We start from the raw sequence: 19,371 nt of genomic DNA, 5'->3' as shown, positions 1-19,371 counted from the left end.
AAAAATGTACAAACTTGTAATATCTACAAAGTTCAAAAAAGATTTAAAAAGAATAGTAAAAAACCCCACTGATAAAGAGCTTACAATAGCTGTTTTGAAGTTACTAAAAGAAAAGGGTGTCTCGGGTATTCCTAACGAAATGAAGCCCCATAAATTAAAAGGGAATTACAGGAACAATTGGGAGTGCCACATAAGACCAGATTTATTGATAATTTGGTACCAAATTGAAGCCCCTAACATTATTAATTTAGTTAGAATAGGTTCACATTCAGATCTATTCAGGTAAAACTAAAATAAAGTATAATTAGTTGATTAATCAACGTAAGGATAATAAGAACACATTATTTCTGATAAAAAGTGATTGGATTCACTTTATAGACTAACTACAATCTGCGCATAAACACAATAATTGTTCTTGATCCGTAGAAAATACGGGGTTCCGGGCCTTCAATACGATTGCCAATACCATATCCCTCAATTATAGGTCCATCCTGAACTATTTTATAAATAGAAGTACAAACGCATCCGCAGAATCATTCAATGCTAAAATAAAGGTATTCAGGGCGCAATTCAGAGGCGTTAGAAATACAGAATTCTTCCTGTTTAGGTTAACTCAATTATTTGCATAAATATCCAAATACCCAGAAATTGTACTTGATCCCTTAAAATACGCGTGCAATCTACGTGCAATCCTAAAACTAAAAAAGCCCTCACATCTGTGAGGGCCTTGTTTTATTAGCGGTCCGGACGGGACTCGAACCCGCGACCCCCTGCGTGACAGGCAGGTATTCTAACCAACTGAACTACCGAACCGTGGCGTTTAGCGAGTGCAAATATACACCCCTTATTTAATTGCACAAACAATTTTCGAAAAATAATGTATGTTTTTACCTAAATTTTTGTCGCTCCACCAGAAAGGTGTTCATTATCAGGGAGAAACTATCCTTTACATCTACCTCCACATATTTAATTTTATACTGGGCACATTTTAATCGCAATTCATCAAAGTAAGTCTTTACTGCCTTTTCATAGGCCTCTTTTACCGAATCGGCATAAAGATCGATATGAGTCCCAGTTTCCACATCCAAAAAGCGCTTAGGGGTATTTTCAAAATCAAAGGAGAATTCGGTTTCCTTATCCAGAACGTGAAAAAGAATTACTTCGTGTTTATTATATTTCAAATGTTGCAAGGCATCGAACAACTTCCCGTCATCCTCTGAAGATTGAAACATATCCGTAAAAAGCACAATCAAACTTCTTCTTTTAATTTTTTCTGCAATCTGATGCAAATACGTATATGTCTCGGTCTGCCTTGCCGGTTTCTGATCCCGACTTATCCCACTTAGTTTCGCTAACAGCATTTGATGATGCCTTTCACTACTCTTTTCCTCGGAATAATAATTATACTGGTCAGAATACACACTTAAACCAACGGCATCCCGCTGCCTTTTAAGAACGTTCATCAACGCCGCTATAGCTAGTACCCCAAAACCAATTTTATTTAGGTTTCCCATGCTTAAAGTACCCATATCCGGATAATACATGGAAGCCGAATTGTCCAAGATCATATGACAGCGCAAATTGGTCTCCTCCTCATAACGTTTCGTATACAACTTATCTGTCTTAGCAAACAACTTCCAATCTATATGCTTGGTACTTTCCCCATTATTGTAGATTTTATGCTCAGCAAATTCTGCAGAAAACCCATGAAAGGGACTTTTATGAATCCCACTTATAAATCCTTCCACTATCTGATTGGCCAATAATTCCAAGTTTTGGAACAAGCTTGACTTATGTAATTCCGATTGTAGCTCCATACCGCTAAGATAACGAAGATATGGCCGAGTTGAAAAACAGAAATGCCAAAAATGGAAAACCATAATAAATAAGCTTTAGGCAACTTGTATTTTTATAGTTTTCCAACATTTACTTCATTAAAAATAAGGCATAAAAAATCCCGCTAAAAGCAGGATTTTTTTTATCATCTATAGTATGTTCCCTCTTCGGGATTCAGTGAGTTCTATAGCAATGCGTCTATAGCATCGGTATACACCTTTTTAGGGGAAACACCAACCTGTCTGTTCACTATTTCACCATTCTTAAATACCAATACTGTAGGAATATTTCTAACTCCATATTTAGCTGCAAATTCTTGGTTGGCATCTACATCTACCTTACCAACAATGGCTTTACCATCGTATTCGGTACTTACCTCGTCAATGATAGGACCTACCATTCTACAAGGACCACACCAAGCTGCCCAAAAATCTACTACTACTGGTTTATCACTTTTTAAAACTACCTCATCAAAAGTAGCATCTGTTATTTCTAATGCCATGTTTGTTTTTTTTAAATATTATACAAATTTAGACAATTATTTTGCCTTTTCCTTACTAACATTATATTCGTTTTGACTATGGTTGAATTGACAAAACCTATTGTTTTTATAGACAGAGGGATTCCCAACATCTAAATTCAACTAGCAGCCCCTTAATTCAACTTGTAATGTACATCTTTTTCATTTAGCTGTAGGAGAAGTTCACTTGATATTTGAATTTTTTGTTTTCTACAGGTCATGTTTACTTTTATCTGCTCCTCCATCTCATATACCACAAAACTTAAAGGATGGTTGCCCTGATGAGATACTAGGGTATCCTTAAGATCTAAAATGTTTTCCTCCTTTAACTGGGATATATCCAACTTAATGGTAAGTTTTTTGGCAAAAGTCTCCATTACCTCCTGCAACATCATAATCATATTAAACTGCATCCTAGGATCTCCCTTTTTACCGGTATCCCTGTTTACCCAACCTTCACGAACAAATACTTTAACATAGGCAAAAGAATTGATCATCAAGAAATGACGAAATTTCAAATACTCTTCCCCGAACATTCTAAATTCGAAACTATCCGTATAATCTTCCATGGTAAACATAGCCCATCCCTTACCATTTTTGGAAACCCTGTGCTGCACATCGGAAATTACCCCTGCAAAAGATACTTCCCTATTTACTATGGCTTCCAAATCATTTAAATTAGAAAGACTTGCATTGCAAAAAGCCTTTATTTCCGAGTTAAAATCGTCCAAGGGGTGACCTGAAATATAGATGCCTACCACTTCCTTTTCTCTTCGCAGTTTTCCCATGGTTCCCCATTCTTCACATGGGGGCACTACCGGTTCCGGGATCTGCACGTCACTAGCCTCACCAAATAAACTTACTTGGGAGGAATTTTCGTTCTCTTGGAATTTTGCCCCATATTTCATCGCCTTTTCCAAAAAGGTAATTCCGTCTCCTTCATCATAAAAATATTGCGCCCTATGGGTATCCCCAAAGGAATCAAAACCGCCAGCAACCGCTAAATTTTCAAAAGCTTTCTTATTAGCAGCCCTAAGATCTATGCGTTTGGCCAGATCAAAAACAGATTTAAAATGTCCTCCTTCCTTTCTATTCTCCACAATGGTTTCGACTGCTCCTCGACCAACTCCTTTTACGGCCCCCATACCAAAACGTACTGCTCCGGCATCGTTTACTGCAAATTTGTAGTAGGATTCATTTACATCCGGCCCCAAAACATCCAATCCCATTCGCTTACATTCTTCCATAAAGAAGGTAACCTGCTTTATGTCGTTCATGTTATTGGACAGTACGGCCGCCATGTATTCTGCAGGGTAATGTGCCTTGCAATAAGCTGTCTGGTAAGCTATCCAAGCATAGCAGGTGGAGTGACTTTTATTAAAGGCATAAGCTGCAAAAGCTTCCCAATCTTTCCAAATTTTTTCCAACTTATCCACTGCATGTCCTTTCTCCGAAGCCTGTTTTATGAACTGGGGTTTCATTTTATCGAGAACATACTTTTGCTTTTTACCCATGGCCTTTCGCAAAACGTCGGCCTCACCTTTGGTAAAATCCGCCAGCTTTTGCGAAAGGAGCATCACTTGCTCCTGATACACGGTAATTCCGTAAGTTTCCGCTAAATATTCTTCACAGGCATCAAGGTCATAATTAATTTCTTCTGTACCGTGTTTACGGCCAATGAAACTAGGTATGTATTCCATTGGGCCGGGACGATACAAAGCGTTCATGGCAATTAAATCTGCAAAAACAGTAGGTTTTAGTGCCCGCATGTGCTTTTGCATCCCGGGGGATTCATACTGGAACACCCCAACTGTTTCTCCTCGCTGGAACAGCTCGTAGGTCTTTACATCATCCAAAGGAAAATTCTCTGGATCTAACTCCACGCCGTGTTTGGCTTTTACAATTTTTACGGTATCCTTGATAAGGGTCAAGGTTTTTAATCCCAAGAAATCCATTTTTAACAGGCCCGCACTTTCCACCACCGAGTTATCAAACTGGGTGCAATACATGTCGGAATCTTTTGCCAAGGCCACAGGTACGAACTTGGTAATGTCATCTGGCGTAATAATCACCCCACAAGCATGGATCCCGGTGTTACGAACAGAACCCTCCAATATATAAGCTTGGTTAAGGGTTTCGGATTCCAAGCCATCACCTTCTGAAATAGCTAACAACTCGTTGATCTTTACAAGCTCCTCACTATTAAATTTGGCTTTTAGCGTTTTTTCATCGACCCCAATAATCTTTTTCAGCTTGGACATATTGGGAATCAGCTTGGCCATACGGTCGGCATCCCCCAAAGGTAGATCTAAGGCACGAGCAGTATCCCGAATGGATGATTTTGCCGCCATGGTACCATAGGTGATGATCTGAGCCACTTGATTGGCACCGTATTTATTGATCACATAATCCATTACACGACCACGGCCTTCATCATCAAAATCAATATCGATATCGGGCATGGACACACGATCTGGATTTAGGAAACGCTCAAAAAGTAAATCGTACTTAATAGGATCCAAATTGGTTATCCATAAACAATAGGCAACCGCAGAACCTGCTGCAGATCCACGACCTGGGCCAACGGACACATCCATAGCACGTGCTGCCCTAATAAAATCCTCAACAATCAAGAAATAACCTGGATATCCGGTTTTCTCAATGACCTTGAGCTCAAAATCGAGCCGCTCGTCAATTTCCGGTGTTATTTCACCATATCTCTTTTTTGCTCCCTCATAGGTCAAATGGCGGAGGTATTTATTTTCCCCACGTTTCCCTCCATCCAGTAGATCTTCTTCAAATATGAATTCTTCCGGAATATCAAATGCTGGCAATAAGACATCACGGGCAAGGGTAAAGGTGTCTACCTTATCTATAACTTCCTGAATATTGGTTATGGCATCTGGAATATCCTTAAAAAGCTCCTTCATTTCGTCAGAGGACTTAAAGTAATATTCCTTGTTGGGCAAGCCATATCGATATCCCCGACCACGACCTATGGGAGTAGCCTGTTTTTCACCATCTTTTACACAGAGCAAAATATCGTGGGCATGGGCATTTTCTTTTTCCTGATAATAGGTATTGTTGGTTGCTACTAACTTAACATTATGCTTTTGGGCAAACTGGATCAACACCTGGTTTACACGGTCTTCATCTTCTTGGCCGTGACGCATAATTTCCATATACAGGTCATCCCCAAAAGTCTCCTTCCACCAAAGCAAGGCTTCTTCGGCCTGGTTCTCTCCAACATTTAGCACCTTACTGGGCACTTCCCCATAAAGGTTACCGGTTAGCACAATAATATCTTCTTTGTATTGCTCAATCACCTTTTTATCAATACGCGGAACATAATACTTGCCATCTACAAAGGCAATTGACGACATTTTAGCCAAATTTAAATACCCGTTTTTACTTTTGGCCAGCATCACTATTTGATACCCGTTATCCTTTTGGGATTTATTGGTATGATCTTCACATACTTGAAATTCACAGCCTATTATTGGAGTAATTTCCAGCTCTGGTTCCGGAAGTTCTTCCAAGGGTTCTTGGCCCTCTTCCAACGAACCATTTATTGTAGCCTCATAGCGCTTTATATTTTCTTCGTTTCTGGCCACCACTCCTTTGTTATGATTGATCACCCCACTAACAAAATGAAAGGCCCCCATCATATTCGCATGATCCGTCATCGCTACCGCAGGCATTTTAGCTTTTGCAGTTGCCGAAATCAAAGCAGGAATACTGATTGTTGACTGTAAAATAGAAAACTGTGTATGATTGTGAAGATGGGCAAAGTTGGCCGATTCCAAAGTTGCCAAATTCTTTTTGATCTCTTCCTTGGAAATTCCACCTGTATCCTTCTCCCAAAGAGCATCCGCTATTTTCTTAGATGCTTTTTTTAGATTGATGTGCTTTAAACCGATCAACTGAATTACCTGCGGATTGGCCTCGGAGAAATTTTTAAAATAATCCGGCTTAACATCCAATTGCTCGGCCGTGTATTGCTTTTTACGGACCAACTCCAAGAAACAACGCGTGGTTGCTTCCACATCGGCCGTAGCATTATGCGCTTCCCCAAAAGGCTCCCCAAACAGAAATTGATGTAGTTCCGTTAAGGTTGGCAATTTAAACTTACCGCCACGCCCCCCGGGAATCTGACATAGTTGCGCCGTATGTTCGGTACAGGTATCCAACACTGGCAATTCTTGTAATGAATTCTCAACCTGGTACCGATGGAATTCGGCCCCCATAATATTAAGGTCGAATCCCACATTCTGACCCACTACAAAATTTGTCTTTGAAAGTGCCTCATTAAATTTTTCCAATACTTCACCTATTGGAATACCCCTTTGTTGGGCCAATTCTGTAGAAATACCGTGAATTTGTTCCGCATCATAAGGAATATTAAATCCGTCCGGTTGCACCAAATAATCCTGACTTTCGATCAAATTACCCATGTCATCGTGCAATTGCCAAGCTATTTGGATACAGCGTGGCCAATTGTCGGTATCCGTATATGGCGCATCCCAACGCTTGGGCAATCCAGTGGTTTCAGTGTCAAAAATCAGGTACATATGAAATTTCCTAGCGGTTAAAAAAGTGGGTTAAAATTACAAAAACGACGGCCATAATTAAAGTGCTATTTGTTAAGAGTTATCAACCTCGGCCTTTACTACAATATTTGCAAAATATTTATTGCCAAATAATAGAAATAGCGTATATTTGCACCCGCTTAAACTTATAAAAGCGAAAAAGAATTAATAACCAAGGGTCGGGCACCCTACAAATTAATGTGATATGCCAGTTAGAATTAGATTACAAAGACACGGTAAAAAAGGAAAACCATTTTACTGGGTAGTAGCTGCGGATTCCCGTGCTAAAAGAGACGGTAAATACTTGGAAAAATTAGGTATTTACAATCCAAACACAAACCCTGCAACTATAGAATTGGATGTTGACGGTTCTGTAAAATGGTTACAGAATGGCGCACAACCTTCTGAAACAGCAAAAAGAATTTTATCTTACAAAGGAGTACTTTTAAAGCATCACTTATTAGGTGGTTTACGTAAAGGCGCCTTGACAGAAGAGCAAGTTGAAGAAAAATTCAACGCTTGGTTGGAAGAAAAATCAAATATCGTAGGTTCTAAGGTAGATGGTCTTGCAAAAGCAGAAGCCGACGCTAGAGCTAAAGCTTTAAAAGCTGAGAAAGAGGTTAACGAAAAACGTATTGCTGCTGCTGTTGAAGCTGAGGCACCTGCTGAAGAAGTAATTGAAGAAGCTGCTCCTATAGTAGAAGAAGTTGCCGAAGAGGCTGCACCTGAAGTAGTAGCTGAAGAGGCCGCTGCACCAGCTGAAGCTCCAGAGGAGACTAAAGAAAAAGAATAGTTAATTAGAAACGATGACAAAGGAAGAATGTTTCTACCTCGGTAAAATCGTTTCTAAACATAGTTTTAAGGGTGAGGTACTCATTAAATTGGATACCGATGAACCCGAATTGTACGAAAAATTGGAATCAGTATTCGTTTCTCTTGGAAACAATCTGGTTCCATTTTTTATTGAAAAAAGTCAGCTTCACAAATCCAGTTTATTACGGGTACGATTTGAAGAGGTTGCCGATGAATCGGACGCAGATAAAGTAATGGGCTCCGAGATTTACCTACCCCTCAAGTTTTTGCCCAAATTAAAAGGTAATAAGTTCTATTACCACGAGGTAATTGGTTTCGCTATGGAAGATAAGGCCCATGGGAATATAGGAATCATCCAAAGCATCAACGATACCACTTCCCAAGCCCTATTTGAGGTTGAAAAAGGCGATATACAATTACTTATACCCGTTAGGGATGAGATCATAGTTAAGGTTGACCGTGAAAACAATACCATTTTTGTTGACACACCGGAAGGCCTGATCGATCTTTATTTGTCCTAAACTACACTCCTTTTATTTTTCAGTTGAAAAACGAAAGATAATTTTACTTATCTTTCTCTATTGCAATTCTTATTAATTGCGCCAAATCCAAAATATTTTACCCACTTTAAATAGTGACAAAATATATTGGCTGGCGGAAACAATTTAAGACGTAAACCAATCAATATTAATGCAATTATTTTATAGCATAAAATGATTCATCCTAAAACAGAATTACAATTCATTAACAAGGAAGTTGGTTATGGTGTGGTGGCCACTGAATTTATTCCTGCAGGGACTATCACTTGGGTGTTGGACAGGTTAGATCGCGAATTTACACCAACTGAACTTGAATCCCTGGAACCCCTTTATCAGACCATTTTAGACACCTACACCTTTAGGGACAACAAGGGTAGGTTTATCCTTTGTTGGGACAATGCACGGTACGTAAACCACAGTTTTAATTCCAATTGCCTCACAACGGCCTACGATTTTGAAGTTGCCATACGTGACATCCATGTTGGCGAACAGCTCACGGATGATTACGGGTATTTGAATATCCCACAACCCTTTAGAGGCATAGATGAAGGCACCAAACGTAAGGTTGTATATCCTGATGACCTTTTAAAATATTACAAAGTGTGGGACAAAAAGCTTGAACTGGTATTTCCGAAAATCCCGAAGTTGGACCAACCTTTAAAACCTTTGATTTCCGACAATCAGTGGAACGTGGTCACCTCTATTTCTGAAGGAAAAAAAATGATGGATTCCATTAAAAACAATTATTATAAAGCGCAATAAGCGAGGTAACCAATACAAACTCTGACCGTGCAATATAAGTTGTGCGGCACCAATACTTTATTGGACCATAACGATTCAAAATATTATTTTAGCTTTATCAAAAACTGTTCTGCAATCTTCCATCTAAAACCAAAATAATGTTCAAAAATTTACCCTTAGTTCTCTTTATCTTAATTATATTTTCCTGTGCAGAAGAGAAAAAGGAATCGAAACCAGAGATTCCGCCTAACATAATTCTAATTTTCACCGATGATCAAGGGTATCAAGATGTAGGTGTTTTTGGCTCCCCCAACATTGAAACCCCCAATTTGGACCAAATGGCCCAAGAAGGGATAAGACTTAGCAGCTTTTATTCAGCACAACCTATTTGTTCTGCCTCCAGAGCCGGTATATTAACAGGTTGTTACCCTAACCGAATTGGGATACACAATGCACTTGGCCCGGGTAGCCCTATCGGAATAAATTCTTCTGAGATGACTTTAGCAGAAATGCTTAAACGCATTGGATATAAAACGGCAATTTTCGGGAAATGGCACTTAGGCGATAGTCCACAATTCTTGCCTACAAGACATGGTTTTGATGAATTTTTTGGCATCCCCTACTCTAATGACATGTGGCCTTACCACCCACAACAAGGCACAGTATTCAATTTTGGCCCTCTTCCATTATATGAAAATGAAATTGTACTGGACACGCTTACCGATCAGTCCCAACTTACCACGCAAATAACGGAAAGAAGTGTAGATTTTATCAATAGAAACAAACACAATCCTTTCTTCTTATATGTACCCCACCCACAACCACATGTACCACTTTTTGTTTCCGATAAATTCAAAGGAAAATCGAAAAGGGGCCTATATGGAGATGTAATAATGGAAATCGACTGGTCCGTGGGCCAGATCTTGGCTGCCTTAAAAAAGAATGGCTTGGAAGATAATACGGTAGTAATCTTTACATCGGACAATGGGCCTTGGTTGTCCTATGGCAACCATGCTGGCAGTGCACTACCATTTAGGGAAGGCAAAGGTACGGCATGGGAAGGCGCACAACGGGAACCCTTTATTATGCGCTACCCCAACAAGCTAACCCCCGGAAAAACAATAGACGTACCGGTAATGGCCATCGATATTTTACCCACCATTGCAGAAATTACTGGCGCCCGACTTCCCAATTTAACCATCGACGGCAAAAGCGCCTGGTCCCTTTTCTCTGGGGAAAGCGAGGAGAGCCCACAAGAAGCTTATTTCTTTTACTATAGAGTAAACGAACTTATGGGCGTGCGTTATGGAAAATGGAAAATGTACTTTCCACATACCTATAGGACCATGGACGGCCAAGAACCCGGGAAGGATGGACTCCCCAGGGAATATAAAATGATAGAAATGGATGAAATAGAACTTTATGATGTTACATCAGACATTAGTGAAACCAACAATGTAGCAGAGAATTACCTTGAAGTAGTTGACAAAATAAAGCTACTAGCCAATGAAATGCGGCACGAATTGGGAGATTCCTTGCTGGATCTGGAAGGCACCAAAAATAGAGAGGCAGGAAAAATAGAGTAAGTAAAACCGTCTTCTAAAGGCGAACTTAAAATCAAAATTTTTATGACCAAACCTTTCCAGTTTAAACAATTCCAAATTCATCAGGATCGCTGTGCCATGAAAGTGGGAACCGATGGAGTTTTGTTGGGGGCATGGACTTCGCTACAGCACCAACCTGAGTCAATTTTAGATATAGGCTCTGGAACTGGTGTTATTGCTTTGATGTTAGCACAAAGAAGCAATGCCGATACTGTTGACGCCATAGAGATCAATGAAGACGCCTATGAGCAATGCATGGACAATTTTGAAAGCTCTGATTGGGCCGATCGCTTATTCTGTTACCACGCCGCCCTAGATGAGTTTGTTGATGAACTGGACGACGAATACGACCTTATTGTTTCCAATCCACCATTCTATTCAGAAATGGTCTCAAGTGGAGATGAATCCAGAGATTTGGCCAGGCAGAATCAATCCTTACCTTTTGAGGAACTATTGAGTGGCGTTGCTAAGTTAATGTCCAATAATGGGACCTTTTCAACTATTATTCCCTACAAGGAAGAGCAAGTATTTTTGGAAAAGGCGCGTATTTTTAACCTATTCCCAAAACGGATAACAAGAGTAAAAGGAAATCCTGATTCGGAATTAAAGCGCAGTTTAATTGAATTCCAGTTTGGGAATATATCGGTTAGCACGAACGATCTGACTATTGAATTAGAGCGACACAAATACACCCAGGAATACATTGAGCTTACCAAAGATTATTATTTAAAAATGTAACAATAATACTTCCGCGTGTTATATTTTTAAAAAATAATCCTTAATTTGTTTACTTTTGATTCTAAAACCCATTCTATGCGACCAGATTTATTTGAAGCACCCGATTATTACAATTTAGATGATCTTTTATCTGAAGAACATAAATTGGTACGTGATGCAGCCAGACAATGGGTTAAACGCGATATATCTCCCATAATAGAAGAATATGCCCAAAAGGCAGAATTTCCAAAACAAATTATTAAAGGGCTTTCAGAAATTGGTGCCTTTGGACCTTATATCCCAGAGGAGTATGGCGGGGCCGGATTGGACCAAATAAGTTACGGCCTCATTATGCAAGAAATAGAACGAGGTGATAGCGGAGTACGTTCCACCGCCTCTGTACAGTCTTCTTTGGTAATGTATCCTATTTTCACATACGGCAGTGAAGAACAACGAAAGAAATACCTCCCCAAACTAGCTTCTGGGGAATTTATGGGATGTTTTGGGTTAACAGAACCAAATCATGGTTCCAATCCAAGTGGGATGGAAACCAGATTTAAGGACATGGGAGATCATTTTCTTCTAAATGGAGCCAAACTCTGGATATCCAATTCACCTTTTGCGGACATAGCCATAGTGTGGGCAAAAAACGAAGAGGGCCGTATACATGGCCTTATTGTGGAACGGGGAATGGAAGGCTTTACTACCCCTGAGACCCATAATAAATGGTCTTTACGCGCATCCGCCACAGGAGAATTAATTTTTGACAACGTAAAAGTTCCCAAGGAAAATCTGTTGACCGGGAAAAGTGGTCTTGGAGCACCATTGGGTTGTTTGGATTCTGCCCGTTACGGGATAGCCTGGGGTGCCATTGGCGCAGCAATGGATTGTTATGATACCGCTTTAAGGTACGCCAAAGAACGTATACAATTTGGGAAACCCATTGCCGCTACCCAACTCCAACAAAAAAAATTGGCGGAGATGATTACGGAAATCACCAAAGCACAATTGCTGGCCTTTCGATTAGGGCAATTAAAAAACGAAGGACGTGCCACCACGGCCCAAATCTCAATGGCCAAACGCAATAATGTGGACATGGCCATAAAGATAGCGCGTGAGGCCAGACAAGTTCTGGGTGCTATGGGAATCACAGGAGAATATAGTATTATGCGCCATATGATGAATCTTGAAAGTGTTATCACCTATGAGGGCACTCACGATATTCACTTATTAATTACCGGTGCCGACATCACAGGCCTTCCTGCTTTTTAATTAGTACAACATTAGCTGAAAAAATATCAAAAATAGCATTAAGGAACCTTAATGCTATTTTTGTGATATAGGCAAATTTACACCCAATCAAAGTGCGTCTTTGAACAGGTTTTCTCGATCAGCAAGTTGGGGAGTTCTATGCCCAATCCAAGCGTAACCTTACCAAATATAAATTCATAGAATTAGGAAAATCTAGGATAAGTTGAATATATTTTTTTTAAAATCAAAAATTAAGTATATTAACCTATCATATAGATAATATTTACCTATATATATATTGATTTATTAACAATGAAGCAACTTTGGATCCTTAGTTTTTAAGTTCCTTGCACCAATTTTAGAACCTGGACAATCATCCCCCTAATGACCAATACAAATCAAAATACCGTAGTTCTAGTTGAACAACTCATAGCCGGAGAGGAGAAGGCCTTTATCCTGGTAATGGACAAATACCACCAAAAACTTTTGATGTACGCCTATGGTCTTAGCAATGACTACCCACAGGCTCAAGATATAGTGCAAAATGTATTTCTACGATTGTGGGAACGCAGACAAAATATAAATATCAGGGAATCGTTTCAGGGCCTTTTGTACAAATCGGTTTACAATGAATTTATTGACAATATCCGAAAAAATAAACCCACCACTTCATTGGATGAGGCATATTGGAATGCGGTAAATATTGCAGTGGACGATACCAATAGTCAACTTCTAGAAGATAAAATAAGGCTCATAAAAAAGGAAGTGGAGCATTTACCCACAAAATGCAAGCAGGTTTTTTTACTGAGTAAGCAAGATGGTTTAACCAATATCGAAATAGCTGAATATTTAAATATATCCATTAAAACAGTTGAATACCAAATTACCAATGCCTACAACATAATTAGAAAAGGAACGGAGGTCAAAATAAAGAAATTGGTTTTGATGTTCCTCTCTATGGCTAAATTGGCCTAATCCAAGATCAATTCTACTTCTACTACACTAAAGGGAAGATTGTAACCTAAACTAAGGATGCATCCGCACCAAGATTTAGTATATAATCCAATAGTCTTTACCATCAACAAGAATATTTCACAAAAAAACCAGACCTGCATGCGCACGGCATACAGGTCTGGAAAACTATCTCAAACGACTTGGCTATAGATTATTGTAATAACCACATTAGGGACCATGGATCATTCACAGCAGGTTGCAATCTGCCAGTAGCTAGGGTTAAATTAGCTTCATTAAAGGGATCCGACAAGATTTGTCTTTTAGGTATATCTTGCCCTTTTGCACCCTGAATGACATTCTTTTCCAATTCTGGCAAGCCTGTCCTTCTCCAGTCAAACCAAGCTTCACCTGTCAACCAGCCTGCAATCCATTTTTGATGCATAATAGGCACCATTTTATCTGTTGCATTGGTGTAAATTGATTGGGCATTGGCCATATAAGCGGCCTTATCAAAAGCCACTAGAGAATCGCTGCCTTCATCGTATACCGCTGAGCTGGCACCGTCAGCAATTTGCCAGCGATCAAAAGAAAGTTCAATTCCGCTAAGGTAGTAATCCACAGGGTTACCACCAATCCAACCTCGTTCGCTCGCTTCCGCCAAAATAAATTGGGTTTCGCCGCTGCTCATAAACATAGCTGCAGACAGTTCATTCGCATTCTCAGAATATATATTGGTTAGATAAGAGATATGTGGGTTAGATGAATCTCCCAAATATATATCTGGATCCAGCGCTGTAATACCGGAACGAACATCGGTAACCGTATTTCCCATGTTATAATCATTGGGTGCACTTAGCGCAACCCCAAGTCCAACGAACAACGAAGTATTGACATCATTGGTCAAATCTGAATCGGCATTTCTAGCAGCAATATCTACCGTAGTGTTTCGCCCTACCCTACCATCAACCAACTCCACACCATCAGTAGCACCAGGAAAAATTTGAACATCTACCGGTCTTATCCAAGTCGTTAATCTTGGATCTTTTAATTCGATAAGATCCTTAACAATAGTAGCAGAAGGTTTTCTTCTATAGAATTCTGATCGAAAAGTATACGAAAGTGGTCCCCCAGGAAAGCTGTTGTCAGAAGCAGAGCCTACCCATTTTACCGCAGCATTATCACTAATATCCGTCATAATAGGGTTTTCAGTAGGATTGTTGACTATAGACGCTATCTCCGCCGAAGGATCCAAGCCTGTAAGTGTTTTTTCTGATAAACGCATACAATATCTCAAGCGTAATGAATTGGCAAATTTTCGCCACTTTTGACCGTCACCTTGAAAAACCACGTCTGCGTTAGACGCAATACCAATGGTGCCAACACCTTTTAGCATATCATTTGCTGTTGAAAGGTCTGATAATATGCCCAAGAAAACATCTTCTTGCGCATCGTATTTCGGCACAAAGGCATCACCTCTCTCCTCGCCTTTTATGGCTTCTGAGTATGGGATATCACCAAAGGTTGAAGTCAAAAAACCATACGTATATGACTTCATAATAAGGGATACCGCTTGGTAATACTTTTTTTCATCACCTTCCTTCTCCGTTTCCGCACGGTCATAAATATATTGACTATTAGTTAAGATCGGGTAGAAACTATTAAAATTTTTGGTATCCCAAACAAAATAGAAACTATAGAAGTCAACATTATCACGCTGCAGGTATTGGCTCCCAGCACTTACCTCTCTAGCTTTGTAATTGGTTTCTACCTCATTTTTAGCTGTAGAGGTTAGCACATCCGTTAGAACAAATCTAACGTCTATCTTACTCTCCGGCAGGGTATTGGAGCTAATATTGGTCTCGTCTAGCGAATCACTACAAGAGCACACGGCAAGCATACTCATTGATAGAATGGACCATCTTAAAGTTTTATATATCTTTTTCATTTTTTATCTATTTAAAATGTCAAATTAATTGTAAATCCTACGGGAGCAACCCATGGGAGGGCGTTCCATTTTTCTTTTCCTATGTCGTATGAACCGCCATTTTGATAATAGGCAAGTTCAGGATCTATACCAATATCAGCTGCATTCCATATCATAATATTCTTTGTAAAAACAGAGAATGAAATCCTTTGAGCCGAAATTTTTGAGGCAAATTTTTGAGGCAGATCATAGGTGAGCGTAATATTTCTTAACTTAACAAAAGAGAGATCATACATAAAGGAAGATCCCACATCCCATAATCCACCACCTGGTTCCACGACTTTATAAGCATCGAACAACACGGTTCCAGGACCACCAAAGTTCTCGGCATAAGTACCATCGCCATTATCTACTACCCCAGGCCAAAAAGAACCATTGTCAAACCCGTTATAAGGAAAACCACCTGTTTGAGCATCTCTTCCCCCTACCCAAACATTATCAGCTTGGTATTTGGTAGGATTCGATTTAATTTCATTAGCAAGAGCAGTTCCATCACCGTTAAAAGAATTGGAACCCAAAATTCCGCTAAAAGTACCGGCATCACCTTGCCATTTATCAACCCAACCAGAACGTGATGTTCTCTTCATGGTTTCGGAGTAGAAATTACCACCTTGTCGCCAATCAAGATTAGCTGACAATGTGAAATTCTTATACTTTACAGAAGTATTCAATCCCATGGTAAAGTCATTCGTACTCTTGCCCACCTTTGGTTTAAGTGCGTTGTCTTTCTGAAATGTTAAGCCCCCATTATTATTGAGTATGGGCCAGCCCTCGTATTCGCCTGATTCGACTCTTAACACGCTGGTTGAATAAAGGTCGCCAATAACACCGCCAACAAAGGTCTGTTGTGTTAAGCTTCCCGCGTTACCTACACCAATTCTATCAATACCTTCTACTAATTCTACTAATCTACTTTCCTGTTTGGTAAAGTTAACACCTAAATTCCATTCTAAATTCGCTGTTCGCACAGGCACCGTATTCAAAGCCAATTCTATTCCAGTGTTCTCAACATTACCAGCATTAATCGTAGCACTACTAAAACCAGACATAGGCGATGTTGTTACCCCAATAATTTGGTTCCTATTTTGTGTCTTATACCAAGTTCCTTCAAATACAATCCGATTATTAAAGAAACCTAAGTCGGCCCCAACTTCATAAGAAGTCGCTACTTCTGGCTTAAGCGCAGTGTTCGGCAAACTACCCGGTACGGAGTATTGAATATCGTTACCCCAAAAAGTTTGATTCAATATTGGATTTATTGAATACGGATCTGTATCCTTTCCAACTTCTGCCCAACCCGTTCTAAGTTTGAACAAGGATACCCAACTAGGCATCTGAGTCATTTCTGAAATTAACATACTTAGCGAGGCCGACGGATAGAAATAAGATCTATTTTCTTTTGGTAGTGTACTCGACCAATCGTTACGTGCCGTTAAATCTAGGTAAACCATTTCCTTAAAACTTAAGGATGCCAATCCGTACAGACTGTAAATTTCCTTTTCGAATACGCCTGAGTTATAACCCAGCCCCGGCCTGGCTACATTGGACAGAGTATATAAGGCCGGTAATGTAAGAACATCACCACCTCCATAAAGGCTTGTATTTCTGCTATTCAAATAGTTTCCACCAACAGAAGGGTTAATTCTAAAGTCACCTACTTTTTTATCATAAGAGAATAAGAAATCTACATTGGTCTCTCTTTCATCGAGCTTCGTTTGTTCGTATGCCCCAAATGGTTTTACGGCAGAACTACCAAATCCGTCATAAGACCAAGGATAAATTGACTCAATCTTCTCATTATTAGCACTAAATGATACTCGGCCCATAGCTGTTAAACCAGGCAAAAGATCAATATCCAACCGCACATTTCCAAAGCCACGGATCTGATCTAAGGTTCTGTCTCTTTCATAGGCAGAGAACCATGGATTATTAGGAAGAGCTCCAGCTCTCCTTTGTTGCGAACCTTCTACTTCCCAATAATCTTTTAGGTCATTAATATTCACATGCGGTGCGTTAGCGAAAATATCCATATAAATATCATCACTTCCATTGTTCGTTAATGGTAAATTATCTGATGTAGGCTTAGAAATAGTAATATTGGTAGTGAATTTTACCTTGTCCGTTATCTTATAGCTAGTCGCCAACGAAAATCCAAGTCTTTTCAACTCCATTCCAGGAGTAATTCCATCACTTTTCATGTGGTTAATGGAAAAATTAAAACTGCCACGATCATAATTTCCACTTATACTGGCATCCGTTTGGGTCGATAGCCCTGTTTGAAAGAAATCTCGTAAACTATTATCATACATTACTAAAGGTTGGGGTTGCCCATCGGTATTCCATTGCACTGCTTCAACACCTGCTCTTGCACCATACCAATACTGCCAAGACGATTCGTTAAACTGACCCTTTTGACCCGTAGTAAAGGTGTTCTGTAATTCAAAATAATTATAGGGTACACTAAGAGTTGTACTCTGTGTGAACGAAACTCCGATGCCTTTTTTAGCGCCCTCACCAGAATTAGTAGTAATAAGAATTACCCCGTTACCAGCTCTTGAACCATATAGGGCAGCAGCGCTCGCTCCTTTTAGTACCGAAACACTGGCTATATCCAAAGAGCTTATATCAGCCATCGCATCAGTATTGCCCACAGGTGAGCCATCAATAACAAGCAGGGGCTCGTTGTTGCTTGTCAAAGAGGTCTGACCTCTAATAATCACATTCATTTTAGCATTAATGTCACCCCCCATTTCGTTTATTTGAACGCCAGACATTTTACCAGATAGGCCGCTCAATACATTTGTATTGGGCTGCTGATTTAATGTTTCAGCCTCTACTACCGCAACAGCATAGCCCAAAGCCTTTTTTTCTCGTTTCATACCTAAAGCCGTAACCACGACCTCGTCCATTTTTTCAGCGGCATAATCGAGTAACACCTCCAAGGAAGTTTGATTTCCAACTGCCACCTCCTTGGTTTCCATACCTATGTATGAAAACACAAGAACGGCCTGTGCATTGGGAACAGCAATAGTGAAGTTTCCGTCAAAATCTGACACCACCCCTTTTGATGTTCCTTTTAAAACAATGTTTGCTCCTGGCAACACCTCTCCGTCAACATCTTTTACAGTTCCGGATATTTCAATTTGTTGCGCAGCAATTTCTAAGGCTCCTAATTCGCTACTAATGATTTCAGGTCCAAAAAGTATGGACTCGCTATTTTCATACACGTGTGCACTAATATTGAAAAGAGCACCGTAGAACAGCAAAATAGTAAGCTTAATTTTTAAATTGTTTTTAGGAGGGCAAGACCGCCTACTCCTAACATTAATAAGGTTTTTCATAATTTAGTGTGGATTATTTGTTGGGTATTTAATTACTCTTAATCGGAAAGTGTTCGCGTATTTTCCAATTATTATAATGTGTTGGTATTCATTTGGTCTATTTCATATATTTTTCAATTTACAGGTTGGTTCTACTATTATTTTATGCAATCGGATTTTAAGTATCAGCTTAGATAATAATTGTATTAGTACTCCATCTTCCCTCTCCAATTTCCGATACAATGTTAAGTGTTTCAGAACAAAATAGCTTTAACGATTAAGCAAATTAATATTAACTTATTGTTAAATCCGGACCTAATCTACAACAATATCGCTTTAACGATTAAGCAATAATAACAATTAATTTTTACTTTATTCAAAATTTTACCTAAAAATAATTATTGGCTCCCTAAAAAATAACATATTTAGGTCAGGAATACCTCAAAAAAAACCAGGCCTGGATGCAATTTGCAACCAAGCCTGGGTAAAATATTGTTAAAAAA

The 19,371-nt window shown here is 39.5% G+C and carries 13 protein-coding genes, 1 tRNA gene and 1 pseudogene; 9 read left to right on the top strand and 6 right to left on the bottom strand.

Annotated elements, in window-relative coordinates; all coding sequences use genetic code 11:
- Positions 1 to 4: 4 nt before the first annotated feature.
- Together CWD90_RS19340 and CWD90_RS19335 are read left to right on the top strand one after the other, a co-directional pair.
- Entirely contained in the window at positions 5 to 286 is a 282-nt protein-coding gene (locus tag CWD90_RS19340; RefSeq protein ID WP_103477709.1) for a type II toxin-antitoxin system YafQ family toxin, read from the top strand.
- A gap of 136 nt (positions 287 to 422) precedes the next feature.
- Positions 423 to 629, top strand: a pseudogene (locus CWD90_RS19335) (transposase); the annotation flags it as partial.
- 110 nt (positions 630 to 739) lie between these two features.
- Here CWD90_RS19335 and CWD90_RS19330 read toward each other — a convergent pair.
- The 4 genes from CWD90_RS19330 to dnaE form a co-directional block, all read right to left on the bottom strand.
- Positions 740 to 813 (bottom strand) — tRNA-Asp (locus CWD90_RS19330).
- Positions 814 to 887: 74 nt separating this feature from the next.
- Positions 888 to 1,817: a DUF58 domain-containing protein gene (locus tag CWD90_RS19325; RefSeq protein ID WP_103477708.1), complete on the bottom strand. Its 930-nt coding sequence runs from the start codon at positions 1,815 to 1,817 to the stop codon at positions 888 to 890.
- A gap of 203 nt (positions 1,818 to 2,020) precedes the next feature.
- Positions 2,021 to 2,338, bottom strand: a complete 318-nt coding sequence (gene trxA / locus CWD90_RS19320) for a thioredoxin (RefSeq protein ID WP_103441521.1) — start codon at positions 2,336 to 2,338, stop codon at positions 2,021 to 2,023.
- A 152-nt stretch (positions 2,339 to 2,490) separates the two neighbouring features.
- The gene (gene dnaE, locus CWD90_RS19315) at positions 2,491 to 6,927 is read right to left on the bottom strand and encodes a DNA polymerase III subunit alpha (RefSeq protein WP_103477707.1); all 4,437 of its coding nucleotides are present in this window, start codon (positions 6,925 to 6,927) and stop codon (positions 2,491 to 2,493) included.
- Between the two features lie 223 nt (positions 6,928 to 7,150).
- Between dnaE and CWD90_RS19310 the strand changes: the two genes are divergently transcribed.
- From CWD90_RS19310 to CWD90_RS19280, 7 genes are all read left to right on the top strand, one after another.
- Positions 7,151 to 7,738 (top strand): 30S ribosomal protein S16, encoded by a 588-nt coding sequence (locus tag CWD90_RS19310; RefSeq protein WP_103477706.1) that lies wholly within the window; start codon positions 7,151 to 7,153, stop codon positions 7,736 to 7,738.
- A gap of 13 nt (positions 7,739 to 7,751) precedes the next feature.
- Positions 7,752 to 8,279, top strand: coding sequence for a ribosome maturation factor RimM (gene rimM, locus CWD90_RS19305; protein ID WP_103477705.1), 528 nt, complete (start codon positions 7,752 to 7,754; stop codon positions 8,277 to 8,279).
- A 192-nt stretch (positions 8,280 to 8,471) separates the two neighbouring features.
- The gene (locus CWD90_RS19300) at positions 8,472 to 9,059 is read left to right on the top strand and encodes an SET domain-containing protein (protein WP_103477704.1); all 588 of its coding nucleotides are present in this window, start codon (positions 8,472 to 8,474) and stop codon (positions 9,057 to 9,059) included.
- Positions 9,060 to 9,196: 137 nt separating this feature from the next.
- Positions 9,197 to 10,624, top strand: a complete 1,428-nt coding sequence (locus tag CWD90_RS19295) for a sulfatase family protein (RefSeq protein WP_103477703.1) — start codon at positions 9,197 to 9,199, stop codon at positions 10,622 to 10,624.
- Between the two features lie 42 nt (positions 10,625 to 10,666).
- Entirely contained in the window at positions 10,667 to 11,380 is a 714-nt protein-coding gene (locus CWD90_RS19290; protein WP_103477702.1) for a tRNA1(Val) (adenine(37)-N6)-methyltransferase, read from the top strand.
- Between the two features lie 75 nt (positions 11,381 to 11,455).
- On the top strand, positions 11,456 to 12,631 hold the full coding sequence (locus tag CWD90_RS19285; protein WP_103477701.1) for an acyl-CoA dehydrogenase family protein: 1,176 nt from the start codon (positions 11,456 to 11,458) through the stop codon (positions 12,629 to 12,631).
- A 363-nt stretch (positions 12,632 to 12,994) separates the two neighbouring features.
- Positions 12,995 to 13,585: an RNA polymerase sigma factor gene (locus CWD90_RS19280; RefSeq protein WP_103477700.1), complete on the top strand. Its 591-nt coding sequence runs from the start codon at positions 12,995 to 12,997 to the stop codon at positions 13,583 to 13,585.
- A gap of 190 nt (positions 13,586 to 13,775) precedes the next feature.
- Here CWD90_RS19280 and CWD90_RS19275 read toward each other — a convergent pair whose 3' ends face one another.
- Both CWD90_RS19275 and CWD90_RS19270 read right to left on the bottom strand, forming a co-directional pair.
- The gene (locus tag CWD90_RS19275) at positions 13,776 to 15,509 is read right to left on the bottom strand and encodes a SusD/RagB family nutrient-binding outer membrane lipoprotein (protein ID WP_103477699.1); all 1,734 of its coding nucleotides are present in this window, start codon (positions 15,507 to 15,509) and stop codon (positions 13,776 to 13,778) included.
- Positions 15,510 to 15,520: 11 nt separating this feature from the next.
- The gene (locus tag CWD90_RS19270) at positions 15,521 to 18,889 is read right to left on the bottom strand and encodes a SusC/RagA family TonB-linked outer membrane protein (protein WP_103477698.1); all 3,369 of its coding nucleotides are present in this window, start codon (positions 18,887 to 18,889) and stop codon (positions 15,521 to 15,523) included.
- Between the last annotated feature and the right edge of the window lie 482 nt (positions 18,890 to 19,371).

This window comes from Arenibacter catalasegens, assembly GCF_002909235.1.
Classification (GTDB): domain Bacteria; phylum Bacteroidota; class Bacteroidia; order Flavobacteriales; family Flavobacteriaceae; genus Arenibacter; species Arenibacter catalasegens.
The sequence above is the reverse complement of the archived record's forward strand: the minus strand, read 5'-3'. Positions and strand labels throughout refer to the sequence as shown.

What these genes read in the sequence shown, in the direction of transcription:
- CWD90_RS19340 (WP_103477709.1), top strand. Translation starts at nt 5, where the DNA reads ATGTACAAACTTGTAATATCTACAAAGTTCAAAAAAGATTTAAAAAGA.
- CWD90_RS19325 (WP_103477708.1), bottom strand. Translation starts at nt 1,817, where the DNA reads ATGGAGCTACAATCGGAATTACATAAGTCAAGCTTGTTCCAAAACTTG.
- trxA (WP_103441521.1), bottom strand. Translation starts at nt 2,338, where the DNA reads ATGGCATTAGAAATAACAGATGCTACTTTTGATGAGGTAGTTTTAAAA.
- dnaE (WP_103477707.1), bottom strand. Translation starts at nt 6,927, where the DNA reads ATGTACCTGATTTTTGACACTGAAACCACTGGATTGCCCAAGCGTTGG.
- CWD90_RS19310 (WP_103477706.1), top strand. Translation starts at nt 7,151, where the DNA reads ATGCCAGTTAGAATTAGATTACAAAGACACGGTAAAAAAGGAAAACCA.
- rimM (WP_103477705.1), top strand. Translation starts at nt 7,752, where the DNA reads ATGACAAAGGAAGAATGTTTCTACCTCGGTAAAATCGTTTCTAAACAT.
- CWD90_RS19300 (WP_103477704.1), top strand. Translation starts at nt 8,472, where the DNA reads ATGATTCATCCTAAAACAGAATTACAATTCATTAACAAGGAAGTTGGT.
- CWD90_RS19295 (WP_103477703.1), top strand. Translation starts at nt 9,197, where the DNA reads ATGTTCAAAAATTTACCCTTAGTTCTCTTTATCTTAATTATATTTTCC.
- CWD90_RS19290 (WP_103477702.1), top strand. Translation starts at nt 10,667, where the DNA reads ATGACCAAACCTTTCCAGTTTAAACAATTCCAAATTCATCAGGATCGC.
- CWD90_RS19285 (WP_103477701.1), top strand. Translation starts at nt 11,456, where the DNA reads ATGCGACCAGATTTATTTGAAGCACCCGATTATTACAATTTAGATGAT.
- CWD90_RS19280 (WP_103477700.1), top strand. Translation starts at nt 12,995, where the DNA reads ATGACCAATACAAATCAAAATACCGTAGTTCTAGTTGAACAACTCATA.
- CWD90_RS19275 (WP_103477699.1), bottom strand. Translation starts at nt 15,509, where the DNA reads ATGAAAAAGATATATAAAACTTTAAGATGGTCCATTCTATCAATGAGT.
- CWD90_RS19270 (WP_103477698.1), bottom strand. Translation starts at nt 18,889, where the DNA reads ATGAAAAACCTTATTAATGTTAGGAGTAGGCGGTCTTGCCCTCCTAAA.